The organism is Amycolatopsis azurea DSM 43854, from assembly GCF_001995215.1.
GTDB classification, from domain to species: Bacteria; Actinomycetota; Actinomycetes; order Mycobacteriales; family Pseudonocardiaceae; genus Amycolatopsis; species Amycolatopsis azurea.
In genome coordinates this window covers 197,235-222,230 of the sequence record NZ_MUXN01000025.1, presented here as the reverse complement: position 1 = coordinate 222,230, position 24,996 = coordinate 197,235, and the positions used below count along the sequence as shown (strand labels likewise).

Here is a 24,996-nt window from a genome sequence, read left to right as displayed (position 1 = left end):
GATTCCCGGAGCCAAGGTGACAGTGCCGCGGGTACCGGGCATCTTCGTCCCGCGTTCCCGGCTCATGACCCTGTTCGACCACGTCACCACCCGGCCGGTGACCGTGCTCCGGGCCCCGGCCGGATCCGGGAAGACCACGGCGCTGGCCGGATGGGCCCGCGACCGGCGGGACGTCGCCTGGGTTTCGCTCGACGGCGACGACAACGACGAACGCCGTCTGTGGGCGGCGATCCTCTTCGCGTTGCGCCGGAGTCCACAGCTGCCGGAAGACGGTTCGATGTTCCGGCTGGAACCACCCGGGCCCGGGAGACGCACCGAGTTCCTCGCGGATCTCGGCGACGCGTTCGCCGGATTGCGAGAACCGGTGTTCCTCGTCCTGGACGACGTCCAGGAAATCTCCCGTCCCGAGCCGGTGGAAGCGCTCGCCGCGCTGGCCCGGCACCAGCCGCCGATGCTGCGGCTGGTGCTGGCCACCCGGGTCGAGCCGAAACTCCGGCTCGCCCGGCTGGAGGTCGAAGGCACGCTCTCCCGCCTCGGCGCCGCCGAACTCCGGTTCAGCGTCGAGGAGACGGCGAGCCTGTTCCGCGCCGCCGGGGCCACGGTGAGCGAAGACCGTGTCCGCGAACTCACCGAGCGCACGTCGGGCTGGGCCGCCGCGCACGGCTGGGCCGCGGTCTCGGTGCGCGGGGCCGAGGACGCGGACGAACTCGTCGCTGATGTCGGGGGCGACGAGCTCGCCGTGGCCCGGTTCTTCGCCGAGGAGGTGCTCTCTCGGCTGCCTTCGGCGACGTCGGATCTTTTGCTCAGCATCAGTGTCTGCGACACGGTGAGCGCGACGCTCGCGGCCCGTCTGTCGGGATCGCCGGACGCCGGGGTGACACTGGACGAGCTGGAGCACGACACCGGGCTGGTCGTGCGCACCACGGCCGACACCTACCGCATTCCCACTCTGTTGCGCGGTTTCCTCCAGGCGGAGCTGGCCCGGCGGTCCCCCGCGCGGGTACGGCGGCTGCAAGGGATCGCCGCTCGCTGGTACGCCGGGGAAGGACGGTTCGGGGAAGCCCTGACGCACGCCGTCGCGGGCCGCGACCGCCAACGCGTCCTGCGCCTGGTCCGGGACCACGCGGTGCGCCAGGTGCTGGCAGGAGACGGGGAACTCGTCCGGGGAGCGCTCGCCTATCTGGGCGCGGGGGCGCTGACGGCGAGCCCGCGGCTCCGGCTGGCGTCCGCACTGGACCACGTCCAGCGCGGGGAGTTCACCGCCGCCGCCACCGATCTCGGGGACGACGGCCTGCGCCTGCTGGCCGTGCCCCATCTCGCGCTGGTGACGGGCAGCCGCCCGCCCGAGAGCGCGGTGCCCCCGGTGGCGCGATCCCCGGAGACCGTCGCCTGGGACAAGCTCGATCTGGTTTGGCAGTCCCTGTACCGGGGCGCCCGCCGCCACGCCGTCACTCGCGCCGAAGAGGCGCTGCGCGTGGCACATGGAGAACGTCTCGAACATCTCGTGCTGCACAGCAGACTCGCGCTCGCCGTCGCGACCGCGCTTCTCGGCGACCACACGGCGATGCGACGGGCGTGCATCGGAGCGCTCGCCGTCGCGAGACGGCACGGATGGCGCCGCTCTCCCGGCGTCGCCGAATGCCATCTGATGCTGGCCTACGACGACTTGATGCGGTTCGAGCCGGTGGCGGCGGCCGGCGAGCTGGCGCAGGCCCCGCGAGCGGAGGTACCCGGCTCCACACCGGTTCTCGGACCGCTCCGTGGCTTCTTCGAGGGCATGGTCCGGTTCGACGCCGGTGACCGGGCGGCCGGTTCGCAGGCCATGCGAGTGGCGCGGCGCCGGCTCGTGGACCTCGAACTGCCCCGCGAGCTCACGGCGATCTGCACGGTGGCGGAGCACCACGCGGCGCTCGTGGGCGGCGAAGGCCTGCACGCGGCGGAGGTGTTCGCCTGGGCGCAGGAAAGACTGCCGGGCAGCGCGGAGCTGGCCCTGCTCCAGATCCGCGCCCACCTCGCCGTCGAAGACACCGATCTGGCCGAGAAGGTCCTGCGTGCCACCGAGTCCGCACCCGCGCTGCTGCCGGCCACGCCGGTGGACACCTGCCTGGCGGAGACCGCGCTCGCGTTGCGTTCCCACCGGCGGACCCTGGCGCTGCACGCCCTGGACCGCGCGCTCATTCTCGCCCGGCCCCACCGGCTGGTGCGCCCGTTCGCGCTCGCCGAGCCGCGGGTCAGGAATCTCTTGATCGACCATTCGGGCGGTTTCGGCTCGCTGGACGGCTTCGCCCAGTCCGTCCGCGGAAGACTCGTCCCGGACACCTCGTCCAGCGAGCTGACCGACCGCGAGCAGGTCGTGCTGCGGAGGCTGCCGTCGCAGCGCTCGCTGGACGAGATCGCGTCCGATCTCACGGTCTCGGTCAACACGGTCAAGACCCACGTCCGGTCCATCTACGGCAAGCTCGGAGTGAACAACCGCCGGTCGGCCGTGGTGGTCGCACGCCACCACGGCCTGACCTGAGCGGCCGGTCACCCCGACCTCCGGTCCGGCGTGCACAGCAGCGCCTCCGCCCAACGGGCACGGGGATCGACGTCGATGAGCAGCGCCTTCGCCAGCAGAGTCGCCGGAACGGCCAGGACCGCGCCGAGGGGACCGAGCAGCCACGTCCAGAACACGAGCGCCAGTACGGTGACCAAAGTGGACAGTCCGACCGACTCCGCCACGAACTTGGGCTGGATCAACGACTGCACCACGAAGTTCAGCACGATGTACACGGCGATCGTGACGAGCATGGTCCGCCAGCCGCCGTCGAGCAGCGCGATGAGCGCGGGCGGGATCACCCCGATCACGAAGCCCACGCTGGGCACGTAGTTGGTGACGAAGGACAGCAGGCCCCACAGCACGGCGGCCGGAATGCCGAGCAGGGCGAGCGCGACGGTGTCGAGCGCCGCCACCGCCCCGCCGAACACCGTCGTCACGACCAGATAGCGCCGGGTGCCGAAGGCGAACCGCTTCAACGACGCGCTGATCCACGGCCGGTCGCGCGCGATCCGGCCCAGCCGCTGACCCGCCCACGCCGATTCGGTGCTCAGGAACAACATCAGCGCCAGCAGGAAGGCCAGGTTCGTGACCAGCCCGCCGACCCCGGCGAGCAGGGAACCGGCGAAACCGACCAGCTTCCCGGCGTCCACAGAGGACAGAACTTCGCGCAGCTGCTGATCGCCGACCCCGAAGCGACCGAGGAACGCCATCCCGTTCCGGAGGAGTTCGTCGGCCTGCCCGGCGTAACGGGGGAGCAGGGCCGACAGTTGCGCGAGGGACACCACGACCACCAGGAACAGCAGGAGCAACGCGGCGTAGACCGTGACGACCAGCACGGCGACCGTGAGCCAGCGGGGCAAACCCTTGCGGCGCAGCCAAGTGCGCACCGGGTCGAGGGTGATCACGATGACGAGGGCGAGGAACACCGGCCCGACGAGCCAGGCGACCGCGTACAACCCGGCCAGCACGATGACCACGGCCGCGGACCCCAGCAGCACCACCAGCGCGCGAGGCAGCGCCTCGCCGGAGTCCCGCGGTCTCAAGGGCGAGGGGAACTTGTCGAGCGACATGCGCACCATGCGGCATCCTCCGGAGACGGTCTGGTTCCTCCACCGTGGCAGGCCCGCGCCGCCGGAAGGTCACCCGGTACGGGCGAAAGCGGCGACCCCCGCCCGACGCCTCTCCGCCGCCGCGATAACGACGTCCCCCAAGAATCGTGACCTGAAAAAAGGGGATTCCGTCCACTTCGCCGCTTGATCACGGCGAATTTCTCAGCCGCGCGTAAAGTCCGTGCACGCCCGCCGGAGTTTCGGTATACGTGGAAGGAAGAGCGCTGCCGGGGAGGACGGCACGGCGCTTTGATCAAGGGGGATTCATTTGATGTTCGAAGCACGTATTGTCGCTGATCACGTGAGCCCGTTCGCCAAGCCGAAGATCAGAATCCTGTTCTACACGGATTTTGTCGGCTTCAGCGGTAACAATGGTTTCGCGCTTGGCATTCTTCGTGATCTCGTCCTGGCGAATCAGCCTTTCTTCGCCGAGTTCGAGATCGATCTGATCAATCGGCACGATGGCGGGCATGCCGCCAAAAAACTGACTCCCGAGGTACTGGGCAGATACGAGCAGGTGTGGTTCTTCGGTCTGTTGCAGTCCAACATGCCGGGAGAGCCGGAGAACGAACTCGTGGACGCGGAGGTCGCGGCGCTGCGGTCCTGGATGGACGCCGGCGGCGGTGTGCTCATCACCGGCGACCACTCCAACCCGCGTCCGCCGGGAGCGGATCCGTCGCTGCCCGACTACCTGAACCTGGGGCGGGCGCTGGGACACCGGGTCCCGCGCGCGGGTGAGCTGCGAGTGTGGAACGACCGGCCGGACGCGAGCATCGAGTTCAGCCACAACACCCACACGCCGGACCCGTGGGGCAGCGACATCAACAACCCGATCCCGAACGACCTCGACCCGTACCCGCAGGAGCTGATCCTGCGGAAGCGGTTCGGCAGGCCGCACGCGTTGTTCCAGGGCAGGCGGGGCCCGATCACCGTGTTCCCGGACCACATGCACGAGGGGCAGCTGCTCATTCCCGCGCAGTTCCCGACGGACGTGTGGCCCGCCGGGCGCCTCGGCCAGCCGAAGCCCGAGATCGTCGCGCAGGGCACGGACAAGCGCAACGGCCAGGTCTACGGCGTGTCCACTGTGTACGACGGCGCCGCGGCCGGTGTCGGGCGGATCGTCGCGGACGCCACCTGGCACCACTACTTCGACATCAACCTGTGGGGTTTCGAAAAGGGCGGCGAGGTTCTCGACCGCCTCACCGAGTACTACGTGAACCTCACGCTCTGGTTGACGCCGAGGCGCGTCAAGCTGGACGTGAACGCTCAGCTGCTGCACTGGCTTTCGAGCAACATGAGTCTCCGCGCGGTGTTGCCGGAAGGATTCCGGGTGCCGGGGCTCACCGCGGCGGGCCTGGTCCGCGAGGTCGGCGGGCAGGCGGTGCTGGACGACCTCGTCTGGCCGCTGGAAGGAACGCCCGGAGTGCCGGAGGAGCTGCTGCTCGGTGCTCTCGTCAAGGAGTCGGTCGCCGCGCTGAGCGGCGGGGACGTCGAGGCGTTCGACACCGCGAGCGTCTTCGAACGGGGCCTGCGGGCCGGGGCTGAAGAGTACGCCGCCGAGCTGCGAGCAGCGCTCGGCGACGTCGAAGGCCTGGGGGAGCTCATTTCGCAGGGGATTCGCTGACCGTTCGAGGGTGAGTGGCGACCTCGCTCGCCCGAGGTCCGTGAAGGCCTCCTTGAGGGACTCTGGGTCCCTCAAGGAGGCCTTCACGGACCGGACCGGCGATCTGCCACTCACGACCAGACCACCCGGCCGGGTCACACGATCGAGGCATCGCGCCGGGCGCGCGGTCTTCCGTGGGTACTCCTCAGAAAACGGAGGAGGCAACGATGCCCGACAACGAGCTTCCGGGTTTCCTGATCATCGGCCTGGTCTTCGTCGTGGCCGACGGCCAGATCCTGTATCGCGGCGCCAAGCGTTACCTGAACGGGCCGGACGGCCGTGCGGGCGGCGGATCCGTGGCCTGGATGGTGGTGACGGTCTTCCACCTGGCCGCGATCGGGCTGCTGGCGCTGCTGGCGGTCGTGGCCCCGGACTGGTCCGGTTCGACCGCCGCGTTCGTGGGCAGGCTGGGCGTGTTCCTGCTGCTCATGGCGGTGGCCCACGTGCTCACCCTGTCGGTGCTCGCCCGCCGTCGTGAGGATCGCGTGGTCGAGACCCGCTATCGCGAGCGCGAGACCGGCCGGGCCGACGTCGCCGGGCAGCCGACGGTCACGCCGGTGCCGGGGCAGGAGGGGCGGACCCCGAGGGTGAGCCCGGATCTCGGGAGCCAGGGTCCTTATCAGGCCTGAGGCCGAGCGCGAGCTGGAGCTGGCGTGCCCACCAGCGCACCTGAGGACCCGGATCGTCAGCCTCGTCGCCCGTGAGCCCGGCGCTGCGCCGGAAGGCGCTTCCGTACAGGGACTCCGTCGCCATCGCCTGGTGCAGGGCCGCGACGGCGAGCCGGGTGTCCTCGAGGGAAGCGCCGAGAGGACGGAGGCGGTGCAGGGCGTCGACGACCGGGTCGAGCATGCCGCTGCCCGGATCGCGCCAGCCCGCCGCGTGCAGCGCCACCGCGAGTTCGCCGTATCCGTGCTGGTAGAGGGCGTGAAGAGCCTCGGTGAACGCCAGCAGATCGGCGTCGTGGCCCAGCCATCCCGCGAGAAGGTCCCTTAGCGCGTCCCGGAGACGGCGGCCGCCGTGCCGGAGGAGTTCGGCGAGCAGCTTCTCGCGGTTGCCGAAATGATGGGCGACGCCGGCGTCGGTCATGCCCACCCGGGTGGCCACCGCGCGCATCTGGACGGCCGCGACACCGGCCTCGGCGAGCAGCGAAGCGGCCGCGTCGAGGATCTGCCGCCGGGCCTCTTCCGGTGTCCGTCGTGTTCGGGGTGGCGTCACGGACCGCATCGTACCTTGATTGGCCAAGGTAATCCGGCTACCTTGAGAGGCCAAGGTAACTGGGAGGACACGATGACGGAAATCAGCCTCGACCTGGGCGAAGTCACCTTGCGCGGCACGGTGGCCGGAGCCGGTCCGACGGTCTTGCTGCTCCACGCGGGCGGGGAACGGCGCGGGGTGTGGTCTCCGGTCGCCGCGGTGCTGGCTCGGCGCGGCCTCCGCTCGGTGGCGTTCGACCTGCGCGGACACGGGGAGAGTTCCGGCCGCGCGGCCACGCTGCGGGCGCTGGCCGACGACGTGGCCGAGATGATCCGGCGCCAACCGGCGCCGCTGGTCCTCGTGGGCGCTTCGATCGGCGGGCTGGCCGGCCTCGCCGCCCTCGCGGATCCCGCGATCGCGGATCTCGTGGCCGGGCTCGTGCTCGTCGACGTCGTCCCCGACCTCGCCCCGGGCCGGGTGCGTTCGTGGCTCGATTTCCATGGCCTCCGAGACCGCCATGCCCTGATCGTGGAGGACGTCCTCGGCTCGGGTTCCGCCCTCTTCGCGACCGCCGGCGCCTTGGACCTGCCCATTCTCGTGGTGCAAGGCGGGCCGGGATCGCCGCTCGGCGAGTCCGACGTGCTGCGGTTTCGCGCGGCGAATCGTCATGTCACCGTGGCCCGGGTCCCGGCGGCGGGGCACCTCGTGGCGCGGGACGCGCCGGACGAACTCGCGGACCTCGTGTCGGCGCACGCCCGCGCCTGGCTGAAGGCGGAATCGAAACCGGCCGAATACGCGGAGTGAATAGTGGCGGCAATTCCTTTCTTTTCGCCACGGACGGGACTCGATCCGGATAGCGTGAGCCGCGTCGCATCCCCGGTCCGGGGGCTGAGATGTCGATCACCAGATGGCGCGTCTTCGTGACACCCGTCACGGGCCGGTTTCGATCCGGCGGCCGGGCGGGCAAGATCGGGTGGCGGGAGCCCGGGGAGCTGGTGGGGAGCCTGGTCCGGCCCTGTGGAGCAGGGGCTCACCACGGACGATCGACACGCCGTGCACACGCCGCTACCAAGCGGTAACATATTGTCGGCGCCTCGAAAACCCCATCCGAGCCGGGAATATCGCGCTGCCTACAATGTCCGGCATGACCTACAGCGAACCAGCGCGATCAGCTGCCCCCAGCACCGGATCGCTGGCGTCCGCGTCCTCCTCGGCCGTCTTGGCGAGGGGAATCACCATTTATGGTTGTGGACAGGACGAGGCCGCCTTGTTCCGCGAGATGGCGCCTCGTTTCGGCATCACGCCGACAATCGCTGAAGAACCGGTATCCGAGGCCACCATCGAACTGGCGGTCGGAAATCGCTGCATCAGTATCGGTCACAAGACACCGATCACGAACTCCATTCTTCTCGCGCTGAGCAAGATCGGCGTCGAGTACATCTCCACCCGGAGCATCGGCTTCAATCACATCGACGTCGACTACGCGGCGAGCGTCGGCATCACCGTCGGCAACGTCGCCTACTCGCCCGACAGCGTCGCGGACTTCACGCTGATGCTGATGCTGATGGCGGTGCGCGACGCCAAATCCATCATCCGCCGCACCGACGAGCACGACTACCGGCTGAACGAGGTGCGCGGGAAAGAGCTGCGCGATCTGACCGTCGGAGTGGTCGGAACAGGGCGGATCGGGGTCGCGGTGCTGGACCGGCTGCGCGGTTTCGGGTGCAAGGTGCTGGCCTACGACACCGTCCTGACCGCCTCGGCCGACTACGTCCCGCTCGACGAACTGCTCCAGGAGAGCGACATCGTGTCGCTGCATGTGCCGCTCACCACGGAGACCTACCATCTGCTCGATCAGCGGGCCATCGAGCTGATGAAGCACGGCGCGTACATCATCAACACCGGACGTGGTCCGCTTATCGAGACCGAGGCCCTCATTGAGGCCCTGGAAAGCGGGAAATTGGGTGGCGCGGCGCTGGACGTCCTCGAAGGTGAGGAAGGGATATTCTACGCCGACTGCCGGAACAAGGCCATCGACGGCAAGCCGCTGCTGCGGCTGCAGAATCTGCCGAACGTGATCGTCAGTCCGCATACCGCCTATTACACCGACCACGCGCTGAGTGACACTGTTGAAAACAGCATCATCAATTGTCTCCAATTCGAAAGCGGGAAGTAGCATGGGTAGGCTGAAAATCGGAATTCTGTTCGGCGGGCTTTCCGAAGAGCATCCTATCTCCATCAAGTCGGCGAGCGAGGTCGCGAAGAACCTCGACCTCGAAAAGTACGAGCCGTACTACATCGGGATCACGCAGAGTGGTTCCTGGCTGCTGTGCGACGGTCCCTCCGCCGACTGGGAGCAGACCGCGAACCCCCGCCCCGCCGTCCTGTCCCCGGACCGCGGCGTGCACGGCCTGCTGGTCCTCGACGAGGGCAAGTACGAGACGATCGCCCTCGACGTGGTGCTGCCGGTCCTGCACGGCAAGTTCGGTGAAGACGGCACGGTGCAGGGCCTGCTGGAGTTCTCCGGCATCCCCTACGTCGGCTGCGACCTCCCGAGCTCGGTCATGTGCATCGACAAGTCGCTCACCTACTCCGTCGTCCGCAGCGCGGGCATCGCGACGCCGAACTTCCACATCGTCACGGCGGACAACGACATCGACGCCGACGAGCTCACGTACCCCGTCTTCGTGAAGCCGGCCCGTTCGGGTTCGTCGTTCGGCGTCAGCAAGGTCTCTTCGAAGGAAGAGCTGCCCGCCGCCCTGGCGGAGGCGCGTCAGTACGACGGCAAGATCCTGATCGAAGAGGCCGTCGTCGGCAGCGAGATCGGCTGCTCCGTCCTCGGCAGCGGCGACGACCTGCTGACCGGCGAGGTGGACCGGGTCGCGCTGACCCACGGCTTCTTCAAGATCCACCAGGAGGAGAGCCCCGAGACCGGTTCCGAGAACTCGAGCTTCATCGTTCCCGCGGACATCCCGGAGGAGTCGAGCACGCTCGTCAAGGAGACCGCGAAGGTCATCTACCGCGCCCTGGGCTGCAGCGGGCTCGCGCGGGTCGACCTCTTCCTCAAGGAAGACGGAAGCGTCGTCCTCAACGAGGTCAACACCCTCCCCGGCCTGACCTCCTACAGCCGGTACCCGCGGATGATGGCGGCCGCCGGCATCCCGCTCGGTGAAATGATCGACCGGCTCGTGACGCTGACCCTGGCGGGTCGCAAGGGATGAAAGACGATTTCGTCTTCGTAGACGAGGTTGTGTCCGGAATCCGCTGGGACGCCAAGTACGCCACCTGGGACAACTTCACCGGCAAGCCGGTGGACGGTTACCTGGTGAACCGCGTCGTCGGCACGCGCGCGTTCTGCGCGGCGCTGGAGAAGGCGCGGGACAAGGCCGAGTCGCTCGGCTTCGGTCTCCTGCTTTGGGACGTCTACCGTCCACAGCGCGCCGTGGATCGCTTCATGCGCTGGGCGGAAGAGCCCGAAGACGGCCGGAAGAAGGCAAGGCACTACCCGAACATCGACCGGCCCCAGATGTTCGAGCAGGGCTACGTCGCCACCAAGTCGGGCCACAGCCGGGGCAGCACCGTGGACCTGACGCTTTACCACCTGGACACCGGTGAGCTCGCGGACATGGGTGGTGACCACGACGTGATGGACGTCGTGTCGCATCACGGCGCGGCGGGCATCACGGAGGAACAGGAGAAAAACCGCGCGCACCTCTGTTCGATCATGGAGGAAAGCGGGTTCAGCTCGTACGAATGCGAGTGGTGGCACTACAACCTGAAGAACGAACCGTATCCGGACACCTATTTCGACTTTCCTGTCGCTTGACCGACGAGAAAGAGACCGGTGTCCGTCCGGTCGGTGAAGGTGATGCCGCGGGTGCCCCGAGTGGTGCCCGCGGCATTGCCGTCACTGGGCCACGTTAGCCGCCCGGCGGCGAAAAAAGCTCACCCCGCAGGGGGAATCGCCGATCTCAGCCGGGCTTGTCGGTGCCCACGGATCCTCCTCCGGAATCGACGGGTGCCCCCCCTCCCGGGTGAAGGAGGTGGCGAACACTTCTACCTTGGCACCCCTCACTTTGCTCTCGACGGTTCCGGCGGGCTCGCGTGCCGTCCAACCGCGAAGTCCGCTCCGTTGGTCGCCCGGGTGGTCGCGCGCGGAGGCGGTGACCAACTTCTGGGAGACCCGGCTCGACCGTTCGTGTGAATAAGTGCCGAAGGCCGGAACAGAGCGTTCGAGAGCCGTGACGATCCTTCGTGACGAATCAAGGCCCACGAATGGCCTAGCAATACCTGCGAACAGGCTAACCCATTACGTCCGTGAGCAGCGTGAGCGGGCGCTCCGTACTTACCCACGGCGAGCGCGTCAATACCGAAGTTGAAGTTTCGAATATCGATCTTGAACGGCCCTTCGGCTACGGAATTACCCTGTTCGTCAATTGCCGACAACGATTGACCGTGCCATGCTGAAGCGGTGCGCGACTCGCGCTGGGGTTGACAGAGCGCGCACTTACTGGGGCTTGAGGGGGGTGCGACCGTGACTCGCGACCGCGAGGAAGTCATAGGCAAGGCATAGATTCCGGCCGGTGAACCACTGATCCGAACCGGTGAAGAGAACGGTTACGAACTTCCCGAGACCTCGTCCCGCGGCGGGTCCGGCTTCTTCGGGCTGACCGGGTGTAGGCCCTTGCCGGACTGAAGCCGCTGAGCGAATGTCTTGGGAGAGAGCACGATCCGGGGCGAAGGAACGCTTTCCTTCGCTTCGGTGGTTCGTCGAAGTGCCCGCCGCCATCGGTCATCTGGGAGACCGTGGGGCGACCGCGAGTACGCGGCCCGCCGGCGGCGTTTCACATTGTCCTCACCGTCGAGGACGCCCACCGCACGGCCGGGATCCGTGCCGGAAGGGAATCGTGGTGTCCAACCACCGAAACCAAGCAGTTGGACGGTGGGTTCAGTGTCATGTCCAGAAGTTGACGAACAAGAGATTCTGTTGGGGGCTAGGTGGATCCGACGAGAGTTGACCTGTCCGCTCTCCCGGTCGTCGAAATCGAGCTGTCGCGGCTGTCGTCCGTATGCTCGCCGCGAACTTCGGGCGAGGATCCGGACCACGTCGAGACATTGCTGTCGGCGGAATGGGACCTTCCGCCCATTCTCGTTCACCGACCGACGATGCGGGTGATCGATGGCTTGCATCGGCTGAAGGCGGCGAGAGTCAGAGGCGACACCAAAATTCAGGCAAGGTTCATCGACGGCACCGAATCCGACGCCTTCGTCCTGGCCGTGGAAGCGAACATCCGGCACGGTTTGCCGCTTTCGCTGGCCGATCGCAAGCGCGCGGCCGTCCAGATCATCGGAACCCATCCACAATGGTCCGACAGACGGGTGGCCTCGGCGACCGGTATCTCGGCGGGCACGGTGGCGGACCTTCGCAAGCGTGGGGGAGAGGGCGGAAACGAAGCGAGGATCGGACGGGACGGGCGGATCCGGCCCGTCGACAGCTCGGAACGGCGGAAACAAGCGGCCGACCTCATCCGCAACGACCCGGGGCTCTCGCTGAGGCAGGTCGCCAAGCAGGTCGGCATCTCCCCGGAAACGGTCCGGGACGTGCGGGGCAGGCTGGAGCGCGGCGAAAGCCCGACACCGGACGGCAACCGGAGATTGCGGACCAAACAGCATCCGCTGACCCTGACGGAGCCCGATCTCGGGCACGAGCTGGACCAGGAACGGGTCGCCGTGCTGGAACGGCTCAAGGCCGATCCCGCGCTGCGGCTGAGCGAAGTCGGCCGGATCCTGTTGCGCATGCTCGCCATGCACTCCATGGACGGGCAGGAGTGGGAACGGATCCTGCACGGCGTCCCGCCGCATCTGTACGGCGTGGTCGCCGGATTCGCCAGGGATCACGCCAGGGTCTGGGCGGGATTCGCCGATCACCTGGAGCACCGCGCCACCGATCTCGCCGCGCGATGATCGCGGACGACGTCGTGTAGCGCGTTCGGTGGTACTCGGGGCGAAGGGGATTTCCCTTCGCCCCGACGTTTTTCGTCGCGGTGCCCAATTCCCGCGACTCGACACCGCCGGGAGAGCGGCTTAAGAAGGAGCAGTGACCATCGAGAAGGCGCTTGTCGTGGGTACCGGACTGATCGGCACTTCGGTGGCGCTGGCCCTGCGCGCGAAGGGCGTGGAGGTCTGCCTCTCCGACATCGACGAGCACGCCGTGGCGCTGGCGGGGGAGTTCGGTGCCGGCCGGGAATGGTCGGGCGAGGAAGTGGACCTGGCGGTGATCGCCGTGCCGCCGCACCTCGTCGGGGAGCGGCTGGCCGAGCTGCAGAAACTTGAGGCCGCGCGGGTGTACACCGACGTGGCCAGTGTGAAGGCCGACCCGATCGCCGACGCGGAGCGGCTCGGCTGCGACCTGACCTCCTATGTGCCAGGGCATCCGCTGGCCGGCCGCGAGCGGTCCGGCCCGGCCGCCGCCCGCGCCGAGCTGTTCGCCGGCCGTGCCTGGGCGCTGTGCCCCGGTACCGAGACCGGCGCGGACGCGGTGGCGCTGGTACGGGAACTGGTGTCGCTGTGCGGAGCCAAGGCCGTCACCGTCGGTGCGGCCGAGCACGACGCGGCGGTGGCGCTGGTGTCCCACGCCCCGCACGTCGCTGCCTCGGCGGTGGCGGCGAGCCTGAACGGCGGCGACGACGTCGCGTTGCGCCTCGCCGGGCAGGGGCTGCGTGACGTGACCCGGATCGCCGCCGGGAATCCCTTGCTGTGGCAGCGGATTCTCTCCGGGAACGCGCTGCCGGTGGCCGAGGTGCTCGACCGCATCGCGGCCGATCTCACCGCGGCGGCCTCGGCACTGCGGTCCGGCGATCCGGGCGGCGTGACGGATCTGCTGCGACGCGGAGCCGACGGGCAGGCGAGGATCTCCTAGGCCGTGTCCTGCAAGTCAGACTCACAGGACACGGCCCAGTCGCTTGTGGACGGTGGAAGTACGCGCGGAGTTCGCTTGTACCCCCTCGTGGACATCGACACGATTCAGCACGATTGAGATCGCGGACTTCGCGTGTGGGAGGAATGACCGTATGGACGTGGTGTTGAACTTCGGGGCACCGACCAAGAGCGACGACGACCCCGATCCCTGGGGGGACAGGGTCCGTCCGGGAACCGTGCGCCGCGTGCTCGCCTACTTCCGACCGCACCTCGGCCTGGTCGCGCTCTTCATCTTCATCGCCGCGCTGGAGGCGGCCGTCGTCATCGCGACCCCGCTGCTGATGAAGGAACTCATCGACGGCGGGATCCTCAAGAACGACTTCGGGGTCGTGATCCTGATGGCCGTCCTGACCGCGGCGCTCGCCGTGGTGGGCGCGTTGCTGTCGTTGTTCTCGGCCTACGTCTCGGCGCGGATGGGGGAGGGAGTCACCTACGACCTCCGGGTCCAGGCGATCGACCATGTCCGGCAGTTGCCGGTCGCGTTCTTCACCCGCACCCAGACCGGCGTTCTGGTCGGGCGGCTGCACACGGAACTGATCATGGCCCAGCAGTCGTTCGGCCATCTGCTGATGTCGGCGACCAGCGCGGTCACGGTCCTGCTGGTGCTGGCCGAGATGTTCTACCTGTCGTGGCTCGTCGCCGTCGTCACGCTGGTGCTGATCCCGCTGTTCGTCGTGCCCTGGGTCTACGTGGGGCGGATGATCCAGAAGCGCACCGGACGGCTGATGGAGGCCAACGCCGGTCTCGGCGGCCTGCTCCACGAACGGTTCAACGTCCAGGGGGCGATGCTCTCCAAGCTCTTCGGCCGCCCGGACGAGGAGATGGCCGACTACCGCGACCGGTCCGGGAAGATCCGCGACATCGGCGTGAGCATCTCGATCTGGGGCCGGATGTCCTTCGCGATGATGGCGCTGATGGCCTCGATCGCGACGGCGGTCGTCTACGGGATCGGCGGCGGGCTGGTGATCGACGGGGCCTTCCAGCTCGGCACGCTGATCGCCATCGCCACCCTGCTCGGACGGCTGCTCGGGCCGATCACCCAGCTGTCCGGGCTGCAGGAGACCGCCCAGACCGTCGTGGTGAGCTTCTCCCGGATCTTCGAGCTGCTCGACCTGAAACCGCTGATCCAGGAACGCCCCGGCGCGGGCGAACTCGAGAAGGACGTCGCGCCGGACATCGAGTTCGACGACGTGACCTTCCGCTATCCCACCGCGAACGAGGTGTCGCTGGCGTCGCTCGAACACCTGCGGACCAAGCGGGAGAACGAGGAACTGTCGGCGGACGTCCTGCGCGGCATCAGCTTCCAGGCGCCCGCCGGGACGCTCACCGCGCTCGTCGGCCCGTCCGGGGCGGGCAAGAGCACCATCACGCACCTCGTCTCCCGGTTGTACGACCCGAATTCCGGGAGCGTCCGCGTCGGCGGACACGATCTCCAGGACCTCACCTTCGATTCGCTCCGCGAGACGATCGGCGTGGTCAGCCAGGACGCGTACCTCTTCCACGACACGATCCGGGAGAACCTGCTCTACGCCCGCCCCACCGCGACCGAGGACGAACTGATCGAGGCGTGCAAGGGCGCCCAGATCTGGGATCTCATCGAGTCCCTGCCGCGCGGGTTCGACACCGTGACCGGCGATCGCGGCTACCGGATGTCGGGCGGGGAGAAGCAGCGGCTGGCCATCGCCCGGCTACTGCTGAAGGCGCCCACCGTGGTCGTGCTCGACGAAGCCACCGCGCATCTGGACTCCGAGTCGGAGGCCGCCGTCCAGCGGGCGCTCAAGACCGCGCTGCGCAGCCGGACCTCGATCGTGATCGCCCACCGGTTGTCCACGATCCGCGAGGCCGACCAGATCCTCGTGATCGACGGGGGAACGGTCCGGGAGCGCGGGACGCACGACGAACTGCTGGCGCAGAACGGCCTGTACGCGGAGCTGTACCGGACGCAGTTCGCCAATCCCGACCGCTTCGGCCCCAAGCCGGAGCCGGAGCCCGAAGAAGAGCCTGAGCCGGTGGCCACCTTTATGGGCCATGGAGGGTGACGATGAGTTCCGCAGCGCAGACGAGCCTTGCTCTTTTCGCCGCTCAAGCGGGCCGGACGCCCGACGCGGTGGCCGTGGTCGACGGGGACCGTGTCCTCACCTATGCCGAACTCGACGCGACCTCGGGCCGGTTGGCCGGGCGGCTGGCCGAACGGGGTGTCCGCCGGGGCGGACGCGTCGCGGTCATGCTGGACCGGTCGGCGGATCTGCTGGTGGCGCTGCTCGCCGTCTGGAAGGCGGGGGCGGCGTACGTGCCGGTGGACGCCGCGTATCCCGCGCCGCGGATCGCTTTCCTGCTGGCGGATTCGGCCGCGTCGCTGATGCTGTGCTCGGCCGGGACGCTCGGCAAGGTGCCGGCGGGGATCGACTCGATCGTCGTCACGGGTGACGAGCCGGGCGAGGCGCCGGTGGTCACGGCGCGTCCGGAGGACCTGGCGTACGTCATGTACACGTCCGGCTCGACGGGTACTCCCAAGGGTGTGGCCGTCCCGCATCGCAGTGTCGCGGAGCTGGCAGGGGATCCGGGCTGGGCGATGGGCCCCGGCGACGCGGTCCTCATGCACGCGCCGCATTCCTTCGACGCGTCCCTGTGCGAGATCTGGGTGCCGCTGGTGTCGGGCGCCAGGGTGGTGATCGCCGCGCCGGGACCTGTCGACGCCCGGCGCCTGCGGGAGGCGGTCGTGTCCGGGGTGACGCGGGCGCATCTGACCGCGGGCAGTTTCCGTGCGGTGGCGGAGGAATCGCCGGAGTCGTTCGCCGGGCTCGACGAGATCCTGACCGGCGGTGACCTGGTGCCCGCGCACGCGGTGGAACGCGTGCGGAAGGCCGCGCCGGGAGCGCGGATCCGGCACCTCTACGGCCCGACGGAAACGACGTTGTGCGCCACATGGCACGTGCTCGAACCGGGTGCCGAACTGGGTTCGGTGCTGCCCATCGGCCGTCCGCTGCGAGGCCGCCACGCCCGCGTGCTCGACGCGTCGCTGCGGCCGGTGGAACCGGAGGTGATCGGCGACCTGTACCTCTCCGGCGCCGGGCTGGCGGACGGCTACCTGGACCGGACGGCACTGACGGCCGAGCGGTTCGTGGCGGACCCGTCGTCGCCGGGCGAACGGATGTACCGGACCGGCGACCTCGCCCAGTGGAGCGCGGACGGCGAGCTGCTGTTCGCGGGCCGGGCCGACGACCAGGTCAAGATCCGCGGGTTCCGCGTCGAACCCGGTGAGGTCGAGGCCGCGATGACCGCCCAGCCGGACGTCCACGAGGCCGTGGTGGTGCCGCTCGACGGGCGCCTGATCGGCTACGTGGTGGCCGAGGTGGCCCCGGATCTCGTCCGCGACCGGCTCGCCGCGGTGCTGCCGGACTACCTCGTCCCGGCCGTGGTGCTCGCCGTGGACGCGCTTCCGCTGACCGGCAACGGGAAGGTCGACCGGGCAGCCTTGCCCGCACCCGATTTCACCGCGAAGACCGACGGCCGCGAACCCGTCACCGAGGCCGAGCGTGTCCTTTGTGGACTGTTCGCCGAAGTGCTCGGCATCGACCGCGCCGGCGTCGACGACGGTTTCTTCGACCTGGGCGGGGATTCGATCCTCGCCGTCCGCGTCGCCGCCCGTGCCGCCAAAGCGGGCCTGCTGGTGACGCCGTCGCAGATCTTCGGCGAGCGGACCCCGGCCCGGCTGGCCGCCGTGGCGGGTGCGGTCCCGCCGGGCGGCGACGCCGACGGGCCCCTGATCGACCTGACCGAGGAAGACGAGGCGGAGCTGGCGATCGCCGTCCCCGGGGCGCAGGAGGTCTGGCCGCTGGCGCCGCTCCAGGCGGGCCTGCTCTTCCAGACGACCCTGGACGACCAGGGCCCCGACATCTACCAGACCCAGTGGATCGTCGAGCTGACCGGACCACTGGACACGGCCCGGCTGCGGTCGGTGTGGGAAGCGGTCTTCGCCCGGCACGCCGAACTGCGGCTGACCTTCCACCGGCTTTCGTCGGGCAAGGCGGTGCAGGCCGTCGCCGGGCACGTCGACCTGCCGTGGCGCGAGGTCGATCTGACCGGCGCGAGCGACGTCGAAGCGGCCGTCGAGGCCGTGGCCGCGGCGGAACAGCAGGACAGGTTCGACCTCACCAAGGCGCCGCTGTTCCGGCTGGTGCTGCTCCGGCTCGCCGGGGACCGGTATCGCCTGCTGGTGGTGAACCACCACATCCTGACCGACGGCTGGTCGGTGGCGGTCGTCCTCAACGAGGTCTCCGAGGCGTATACCTCCGGTGGCCGGTTCCCCGACCGGACGGGCGCTGCCTCCTATCGGGACTACCTGGCCTGGCTGGAGCGGCAGGACAAGGACGCGGCGCGCGAGGCGTGGCAGGCGGAACTGTCGGACATCGACGTGCCCGCGCTGGTCGCCAAGTCGGACGTCGCGACGGAATACGACTACCGCGTCACACATCTTTCTCCCGAGCTGTACACGCGGCTGACCGATTTCGCGCGTGACCACGGGCTGACGCTGAACACGGTGGTCCAGGGCGCGTGGGCGATCGTGCTGGCGCGGCTCGCACGGCGGACCGACGTCGTGTTCGGCACCACGGTGGCCTGCCGTCCCCCGGAACTGCCCGGGGTGGAGTCGATGCCGGGGCTCATGATGAACACGGTCCCCGTGCGGGTTTCGCTCGATGGCGACGCGTCCATTGTGGACATGCTGACCGGGTTGCAGCGTCGCCAGGTCGCCTTGATGCCGCATCATCACCTGGGATTGACGGACATCCAGAAGACGGCCGGGCCCGGCGCGATGTTCGACACGCTGCTGGTGTTCGAGAACTATCCGCGGGACTTCGCCGACCGGTTCACCTATCTGGGCACCGTCGAGGGGACCCATTACCCGGTGACCGTCGGCGTCATCCCGGGAGAACGGTTCCGGATCCAGCTCGCCTACTGGCGCGGGCAGATCGACCGGGCCGTCGCCGATTCGCTGCTGGAGTGGTTCGCCGGCGCGCTCGAAGCGGTGTCCGCCGATCCGTCCCGCCTCGTCGGCCGCACCGGCATGGGCGAGATCCCGTTGCCCAGCTGGAAAACCGCGCTGGTGTCGGAGGAGCCGCTGCCGTCGTTGATCGGGCGGATGGCGGCGGACCGGCCGGACGCGGTCGCGGTCTCGGACGGTGCGGGCGACCTGACGTACGCGGAGCTGTGGGATCGGGCGGTCAGGTTCGCCGCCGTCCTGCGGGAACGGGGGGTCAGCCGGGAGCGCCGTGTCGGGCTCGTGGTCGGACGGTCCTCGTGGTGGCTGGTCGGGATGCTGGGGGTTTCGCTGGCGGGCGGCGTCTTCGTCCCGGTGGATCCCTTGTACCCGGCCGAACGCGTGAAGCTGATCTTCGGCAGCGCCGACCCGATGCTGGTGGTGTGCCAGGAAAAGACCCGCGGCTCGGTGCCGGAGGAGTTCGCGGACCGGATCGTGGTGCTCGACGGACTCGACCTGGACAGCGCGCCGAGCGCGATACTGCCGCGGATCGCGATGCGCGACGCGGCGTACGTGATCTACACGTCGGGATCGACCGGGACCCCGAAGGGCGTCGTCGTCACGTACTCGGGCCTGGGCAACCTGGCGATGGCGCATATCGAACGGCTCGCCGTGAAGCCGTCGTCACGGGTCTTGCAGTTCGCGGCGCTCGGCTTCGACACCATCGTGTCCGAGGTGATGATGGCGTTGCTTTCCGGGGCGACGCTGGTGATGCCGCCGGACGAGGACCTGCCGCCGCACGCTTCGCTGACCGACACGCTGGAACGGTGGGACGTCACGCATGTGAAGGCCCCGCCGTCGGTGCTGGCCACCGTGGATGCGCTGCCGGACCGGCTGGAGACGGTGACCGCCGCGGGGGAACTCTGCCCGCCGGGCCTGGTGGACCGGCTGTCGGCCGACCGCCGGATGATCAACGCCTACGGGCCGACCGAGACCACGATCTGCGCGACGGTGAGCATGCCGCTTTCGCCTGGCGGAGCGGTGATCCCGTTCGGCGGGCCGATCGCCGGGGTGCGCGGATACCTGCTGGACGCGTTCCTGCGGCCGCTGCCGCCGGGCGTCACCGGTGAGCTGTATCTGGCCGGGATCGGCGTGGCGCGCGGCTATCTCGGCCGCTCGGCGCTGACGTCCGAGCGGTTCGTCGCCGACCCGTTCGTCGCCGGTGAGCGGATGTACCGGACGGGCGATCTGGCGTACTGGACGGATCAGGGCGAATTGGTGTCCGCCGGGCGGGCCGACGACCAGGTCAAGATCCGCGGGTTCCGGGTCGAACCCCGCGAGATCGAGTTCGCGCTGTCCAACCGTCCCGACGTCACCCAGGCCACGGTGACCGTCCGCGAGGGCAGGCTGGTGGCCTACGTGTCGCCGGGTGACGTCGATCCCGAGGCGCTGCGGCGGGACCTCGCGGAGCGGATGCCCGCGTACATGGTGCCCGCGGCGGTGATGGCGCTCGACGTCCTGCCGCTGACGGCACACGGGAAGATCGACCGGAAGGCGTTGCCCGAACCGGACTTCTCGTCGAAGACGGTCGGCAGGGAGCCGTCCACCGTCCTCGAACGGCTGCTGTGCGAGATGTTCGCCGAGGTCCTCGGGCTGGCGAGGGTCGGGGTCGAGGACAGCTTCTTCGAACTGGGCGGGGATTCGATCTCGTCCATGCAGGTGGCCGCCCGTGCGCGGCGTGACGGGATCTCGTTGACCCCTCGGCAGGTGTTCGAACACCGGACGCCCGAGCGGCTGGCGCGGCTGGTCGCCGAAGCCCCTGCGCCACAGCAGGAAACGACGCCGGCGGACGACGGTGTCGGCGACGTCGCGTTGACGCCGGTGATGCGGATGTTCGGGTCGGGCGCCGCGGCGCCGGGGTTCGCGCAGTGGATGGTGCTGGGCACGCCTGCCGGGCTGACGGAGAAGACGGTGGTCGCCGGGCTGACAGCCGTCGTGGACACGCACGACATGCTGCGGGCCCGGGTCGCTGACGGTCACCTGGTGGTGGCCGGTCGCGGTTCGCTGGACGTGGCCGCGACCGTCAAGTGCGTGCGGGCCGACGGTTCGTTGGCCGAGGCCGTGGAGAACGCGGCACGCGACGCTGTCGCCCGGCTGGATCCGCTCGCGGGCGTGATGGTCCAGGCGGTGCTGATCGACGCGGGACCGGATCGGCTGGGACGCCTGGTCGTGGTGGCGCATCACCTGGTGGTCGACGGGGTGTCGTGGCGGGTCCTGTCGTCGGATCTGCGAGCGGCGTGCGAAGCGGTGTCCGAGGGCCGGGAGCCGGCGCTGGAGCCGGTCGGAGTGTCGTTCCGGCGCTGGACCGGGCATTTGGCGGAGCAGGCGGATTCCGCCGAGCGGATCGCGGAACTGCCGGTGTGGCAAGCGATTCTCGGACGCGAGGCGCAACCGGCGCCCACGTCGACCGGGAACATCCGCTCGCGGACGTGGTCGGTGCCGAAGGCCGAGACGGCGGTCCTGGTGGGCCGGGCCCCGGTGGTCTTCCACTGCGGGGTGAACGACGTGCTCCTGGCCGGGCTGGCGGGAGCGGTGCCGCGATGGCGCGGTGGGGACGCGGTGGTCGTCGAGGTGGAGAGCCACGGCCGTCATCCGGTCGACGGGATGGATCTGTCCCGGACGGTGGGCTGGTTCACCAGCGCGCATCCGATCCGCCTCGACGTCGCGGGGATCGATCTGGCGGACGTCCTCGCCGGTGGCCCGGCGGCCGGGCGGCTGCTGAAGGCGGTCAAGGAACAGTCGCGGGCCGTGCCCGGCGACGGCCTCGGATACGGCCTGCTGCGGTATCCCCACGACGGGCGGACCCCGGTTCTCGCCGAAAGCCCGTCGCCGCGGATCGGATTCAATTACATGGGCCGGTTCGTGGCGGGCGATCAAAGCGATGTGCGGGCGTGGCAACTGGTCGGCGACATCGGCGGTGCGATGGATCCGGGAATGACTCTGCCGCATCCGATCGAAGTCAACGCGATAGTCCAGGATCTGCCGGACGGCCCCGAATTGGCGCTGATGGTGGAATGGTCGGGCGACGTCTTCGGCGAGGCCGAGATCGCGCGACTCGGCCAGGAATGGCTGGACATGTTGTCAGGACTGGCCCGGCAGGCGGAAGATCCTTCGGCAGGGGGACATACGGCTTCCGACTTCGCCCTGCTCGAACTGGACCAGGACGAGATCGAGGAATTCGAAGCATTGGCGGCCGAGCTCCAGCAATAGCGGTGGAAAGCAATGGAGGCTAGATTTTCGTGAATACTCCGTCCACGTCCTCCGGAATGGCGCTTGCGGAAATCTGGCCGCCGTCACCGATGCAGGAGGGAATCCTTTATCACCTCGCGCTCGACGACGAGGCGCCGGACACCTACCGCATCCAGCAGACGCTGATCATCGACGGCCCCCTCGACCCGGAACGGTTCCGGACGTCCTGGCAGGCGCTGGTCGACAGGCACGCGTCGCTTCGCGCGGGTTTCGTCCGGCGGAAGTCCGGCGAGATGGTCCAGCTCATCCACCGCGAGGTGAAACTTCCTTGGGAGGAAAGGGATCTGTCCCAGCTGGCCGAGCGGGAAGCGCTGGCCGAGGTGGACGTGCTCGCGGAGCAGGAGCGCGCCAGGAAGTTCGACGTGGCGAAGCCGCCGCTGCTGCGGCTGATGCTGATCCGGCTCGCCGAGGGGAAACACTGCCTGATCACGACCAGCCATCACCTGGTGATGGACGGCTGGTCTCGGGCGCTGCTCGAAGCGGAACTCCTGAAGATCTACGCGGCGGGCGGTGTCGCCACTTCGCTGCCGTCCGCGCGTTCGTACCGGGACTACCTGGCCTGGCTCGACCAGCAGGACAAGGAATCCGCCCGTGCGGCGTGGAAAGAGGAGCTGGCCGGTGCCGAGCGGTCGGCGCTCGGTATCCCCGAAAAGGCGCGGAAGGCCCCTGGACAGCAGGCGCGGGAAGCGCTGGCCTATTCGCCGGAGTTCACCTCCGCGCTGGTGGATTTCGCCCGTCGTAACGGATTGACGCTGAACACGCTGGTGCAAGGGGCGTGGGCGCTGGTGCTCGCCCGCCTGGCGCGCCGTCGTGACGTGGTGTTCGGCGCGGTCGTCTCCGGGCGTCCGGCGGAGCTGCCGGGTGTGGAGAACGTGGTGGGCCTGTTCATCAACACGGTGCCGGTGCGGGTGCGGCTGGACGGCGAGAAGTCCGTCCTGCGGACGCTGACGGAGTTGCAGGAGCGGCAGTCCGGGCTGATCTCCCACCAGCATCTCGGGTTGCAGGAGATCCAGAAGCTGCCGGGGGCGAGTTTCGACACGATCCTGTCGTTCGAGAACTACGTCGACCCCGCGGCGAAGGGCGGCTCCGATCGCGAACTCAAGCTGAGCCTGAAGGAGTTCCACCAGTCGGCGCCGTACGCGATCCTGATGGGCGTCATCCCGGGCGAGAGCCTGCGGACCGAGGTCGAGTACCTGCCGGAGCTGGTCGACGACCACACCGCCAACGAGGTCCTGCACGGGCTTTTCCGCGTTCTGGAGCGGATGATCGCGGCCCCGGAGGCGCCGGTGGGCAGCCTCGACATGGTGAGCGACGCCGGACGCGAGTTGGTGGTCGAACGGTGGAACGACGTCGGCGACGCGATCACGGCTCCGTCTCCGGTGACGCTTTTCCTTCAGCAGGTGGAAAAAGCGCCTTCCTCGACGGCAGTGACAGCCGGGGGCCGGTCGTGGTCGTACGCGGAACTCGACCGGTGGTCCGGCCGGGTGGCGCGGGCGCTGGTGGAGCGCGGCGTGCGTCGCGGCGACCGGGTCGGCGTGCTGCTGGAGCGGTCGGCCGAGGTGCTCGCCGCCTGGCTCGGGGTGTGGAAGGCCGGGGCGGTGTTCGTGCCGGTCGATCCGGACTACCCGGCGGACCGGGTGGCGTTCATGCTGGACGATTCCGCGGTCGCCGCGGTGGTGTGCCGGGCCGGGACCTCGGCCGCGGTGCCGTCGGGGCATCAGCAGGTTCTGATCGAGGAGACCGACCACGGCGACGTCGCTCTCGTCCCGGTCGGCGCGGACGACCCGGCGTACGTGATGTATACGTCCGGATCGACCGGGACCCCGAAGGGCGTCGCGATCTCGCATGGAGGCGTCGCGGCACTGGCCGGAGAACCGGGCTGGGACCTGCGCGCCGGCGAGACGGTGCTGATGCACGCCCCGCACACGTTCGACGCGTCGCTGTACGACATCTGGGCGCCGCTCACGACGGGCGCGCGGGTGATGATCACCGAGCCGGGCGTGGTCGACGCCGCACGGCTCGCCGCCCACGTCGCGGACGGGCTCACCGCGGTGAACTTCACCGCGGGCCACTTCCGGGCGCTCGTCCAGGAGTCGCCGGAATCCTTCGCGGGATTGCGCGACGTGTCGGCGGGCGGGGACGTCGTGCCGCTCGAAGAGGTCGAGCGGGTCCGCCAGGCGTGCCCGAGCCTGCGGGTCTGGCACACCTACGGTCCGACGGAGACCACGCTGTGCGCGACGTGGAAGGCGATCGAACCCGGCGACCAGGTGGGGCCGACGCTGCCGATCGGCCGTCCGCTGCCGGGACGGAGGCTGTACGTGCTGGACGTCTTCCTGCGTCCGTTGCCGCAGGGTGTCGTGGGTGACCTGTACATCGCCGGCGCCGGGGTGGCCCACGGCTACCAGGGGCAGACGGCGTTGACGGCGGAGCGGTTCGTCGCCGATCCGTTCGCCGCGGGGGAGCGGATGTACCGGACGGGCGACCTGGCGTACTGGAGCGACGAGGGCGAGCTGGTGTTCGCCGGCCGGGCCGACGACCAGGTCAAGATCCGTGGCCACCGCGTGGAGCCGGGCGAGGTCGAGGCGGTGCTGGCCGAACAGCCGGGTGTCGACCAGGCCGTGGTGGTGGCGCGCGACGGCCGTCTGATCGGGTACGTCGTGTCCGAAGGCGAGGTGCATCCCACGCGGCTGCGCACCCGGATCGCCAAGGTGCTCCCGGAGTACATGGTGCCCGCGGAAGTGCTCGTGCTGCCCGCCCTCCCGGTGACGGCGAACGGCAAGGTGGACCGGGAAGCGTTGCCGTCCCCCGATTTCAGCGAACGCGTGACCTACCGGGAGCCGCGCACCGAGCCCGAGCGGGCGTTGTGCGAACTCTTCGCCGAAGTGCTCGGGCTCGACCGGGTCGGCGTGGACGACAGCTTCTTCGAGATCGGCGGCGATTCCATCTACTCGGTGAAACTGACCGCGCGTGCCCTGCGCGCCGGGATCAGCTTCGACGTGGCCGACGTGTTCGAACACCGGACACCGGCCGGGCTCGCGGCGATCATCGCGCCAGGTGATCCGGCGGTCGCCCCGGCCGAACCCGCGGCCGACGCGGAACTGCTCGACCTCGGGCAGGACGAAATCGACGAATTCGAGGCCGAATTCGACGACGCGCGGCAAGTCTGACAAATCCTCGTGAGTGGTAAGTGACGTTCTAACGTCACTTACCACTCACGACCCACCCG

The 24,996-nt window shown here is 69.2% G+C and carries 13 protein-coding genes and 1 pseudogene; 11 read left to right on the top strand and 3 right to left on the bottom strand.

What is annotated here, in order from left to right:
* Nucleotides 1–16 precede the first annotated feature (16 nt).
* A complete protein-coding gene (locus B0293_RS33435) occupies nucleotides 17–2,518 on the top strand; it encodes a LuxR C-terminal-related transcriptional regulator (RefSeq protein ID WP_085939668.1) in 2,502 nt (833 codons plus the stop codon).
* Nucleotides 2,519–2,526: 8 nt separating this feature from the next.
* On the opposite strand, the gene B0293_RS33430 is transcribed toward B0293_RS33435, so the two are convergent.
* Nucleotides 2,527–3,618 (bottom strand): AI-2E family transporter, encoded by a 1,092-nt coding sequence (locus B0293_RS33430; protein ID WP_005158027.1) that lies wholly within the window; start codon nucleotides 3,616–3,618, stop codon nucleotides 2,527–2,529.
* Nucleotides 3,619–3,901: 283 nt separating this feature from the next.
* On the bottom strand, nucleotides 3,902–4,120 hold the full coding sequence (locus tag B0293_RS44450; protein ID WP_245191954.1) for a hypothetical protein: 219 nt from the start codon (nucleotides 4,118–4,120) through the stop codon (nucleotides 3,902–3,904).
* A 45-nt stretch (nucleotides 4,121–4,165) separates the two neighbouring features.
* Here B0293_RS44450 and B0293_RS33425 point away from each other — a divergent pair, with 45 nt between their 5' ends.
* The gene (locus tag B0293_RS33425) at nucleotides 4,166–5,272 is read left to right on the top strand and encodes a hypothetical protein (protein WP_245191955.1); all 1,107 of its coding nucleotides are present in this window, start codon (nucleotides 4,166–4,168) and stop codon (nucleotides 5,270–5,272) included.
* Nucleotides 5,273–5,478: 206 nt separating this feature from the next.
* A complete protein-coding gene (locus B0293_RS33420; protein WP_005158031.1) occupies nucleotides 5,479–5,940 on the top strand; it encodes a hypothetical protein in 462 nt (153 codons plus the stop codon).
* On the opposite strand, the gene B0293_RS33415 is transcribed toward B0293_RS33420, so the two are convergent.
* Entirely contained in the window at nucleotides 5,861–6,526 is a 666-nt protein-coding gene (locus B0293_RS33415) for a TetR/AcrR family transcriptional regulator (RefSeq protein ID WP_245191956.1), read from the bottom strand. The two genes, B0293_RS33420 and B0293_RS33415, sit on opposite strands and share 80 nt — an antisense overlap.
* A 72-nt stretch (nucleotides 6,527–6,598) precedes the next feature.
* On the opposite strand from B0293_RS33415, the gene B0293_RS33410 reads away from it, so the two are divergent.
* The 8 genes and pseudogenes from B0293_RS33410 to B0293_RS33375 all read left to right on the top strand — a co-directional run bounded on the left by B0293_RS33410 (nucleotide 6,599) and on the right by B0293_RS33375 (nucleotide 24,937).
* Nucleotides 6,599–7,309, top strand: coding sequence for an alpha/beta fold hydrolase (locus B0293_RS33410; RefSeq protein ID WP_005158035.1), 711 nt, complete (start codon nucleotides 6,599–6,601; stop codon nucleotides 7,307–7,309).
* A gap of 340 nt (nucleotides 7,310–7,649) precedes the next feature.
* Entirely contained in the window at nucleotides 7,650–8,681 is a 1,032-nt protein-coding gene (vanH, locus tag B0293_RS33405; protein ID WP_077241459.1) for a VanH-AOV family D-lactate dehydrogenase, read from the top strand.
* Between the two features lies 1 nt (nucleotide 8,682).
* The gene (gene vanA-Ao2, locus B0293_RS33400; protein ID WP_005158039.1) at nucleotides 8,683–9,726 is read left to right on the top strand and encodes a D-alanine--(R)-lactate ligase VanA-Ao2; all 1,044 of its coding nucleotides are present in this window, start codon (nucleotides 8,683–8,685) and stop codon (nucleotides 9,724–9,726) included.
* Nucleotides 9,723–10,331: a D-Ala-D-Ala dipeptidase VanX gene (vanX, locus tag B0293_RS33395; protein ID WP_005158041.1), complete on the top strand. Its 609-nt coding sequence runs from the start codon at nucleotides 9,723–9,725 to the stop codon at nucleotides 10,329–10,331. Before vanA-Ao2 ends, vanX begins: the two co-directional genes overlap by 4 nt.
* A gap of 1,340 nt (nucleotides 10,332–11,671) precedes the next feature.
* Nucleotides 11,672–12,469: a helix-turn-helix domain-containing protein gene (locus tag B0293_RS33390; protein WP_245191957.1), complete on the top strand. Its 798-nt coding sequence runs from the start codon at nucleotides 11,672–11,674 to the stop codon at nucleotides 12,467–12,469.
* A 133-nt stretch (nucleotides 12,470–12,602) separates the two neighbouring features.
* The gene (locus tag B0293_RS33385) at nucleotides 12,603–13,424 is read left to right on the top strand and encodes a prephenate dehydrogenase (RefSeq protein WP_005158045.1); all 822 of its coding nucleotides are present in this window, start codon (nucleotides 12,603–12,605) and stop codon (nucleotides 13,422–13,424) included.
* Between the two features lie 151 nt (nucleotides 13,425–13,575).
* A complete protein-coding gene (locus B0293_RS33380; protein WP_005158047.1) occupies nucleotides 13,576–15,522 on the top strand; it encodes an ABC transporter ATP-binding protein in 1,947 nt (648 codons plus the stop codon).
* Nucleotides 15,519–24,937, top strand: a pseudogene (locus B0293_RS33375) (amino acid adenylation domain-containing protein). Before B0293_RS33380 ends, B0293_RS33375 begins: the two are co-directional and overlap by 4 nt.
* Nucleotides 24,938–24,996 lie beyond the last annotated feature (59 nt).

Coding starts and splice junctions, on each gene's coding strand:
- B0293_RS33430 (WP_005158027.1), bottom strand. CDS start 3,618: ATGGTGCGCATGTCGCTCGACAAGTTCCCCTCGCCCTTGAGACCGCGG.
- B0293_RS44450 (WP_245191954.1), bottom strand. CDS start 4,120: ATGCCCGCCATCGTGCCGATTGATCAGATCGATCTCGAACTCGGCGAA.
- B0293_RS33420 (WP_005158031.1), top strand. CDS start 5,479: ATGCCCGACAACGAGCTTCCGGGTTTCCTGATCATCGGCCTGGTCTTC.
- B0293_RS33410 (WP_005158035.1), top strand. CDS start 6,599: ATGACGGAAATCAGCCTCGACCTGGGCGAAGTCACCTTGCGCGGCACG.
- vanH (WP_077241459.1), top strand. CDS start 7,650: ATGACCTACAGCGAACCAGCGCGATCAGCTGCCCCCAGCACCGGATCG.
- vanA-Ao2 (WP_005158039.1), top strand. CDS start 8,683: ATGGGTAGGCTGAAAATCGGAATTCTGTTCGGCGGGCTTTCCGAAGAG.
- vanX (WP_005158041.1), top strand. CDS start 9,723: ATGAAAGACGATTTCGTCTTCGTAGACGAGGTTGTGTCCGGAATCCGC.
- B0293_RS33390 (WP_245191957.1), top strand. CDS start 11,672: ATGCGGGTGATCGATGGCTTGCATCGGCTGAAGGCGGCGAGAGTCAGA.
- B0293_RS33380 (WP_005158047.1), top strand. CDS start 13,576: ATGGACGTGGTGTTGAACTTCGGGGCACCGACCAAGAGCGACGACGAC.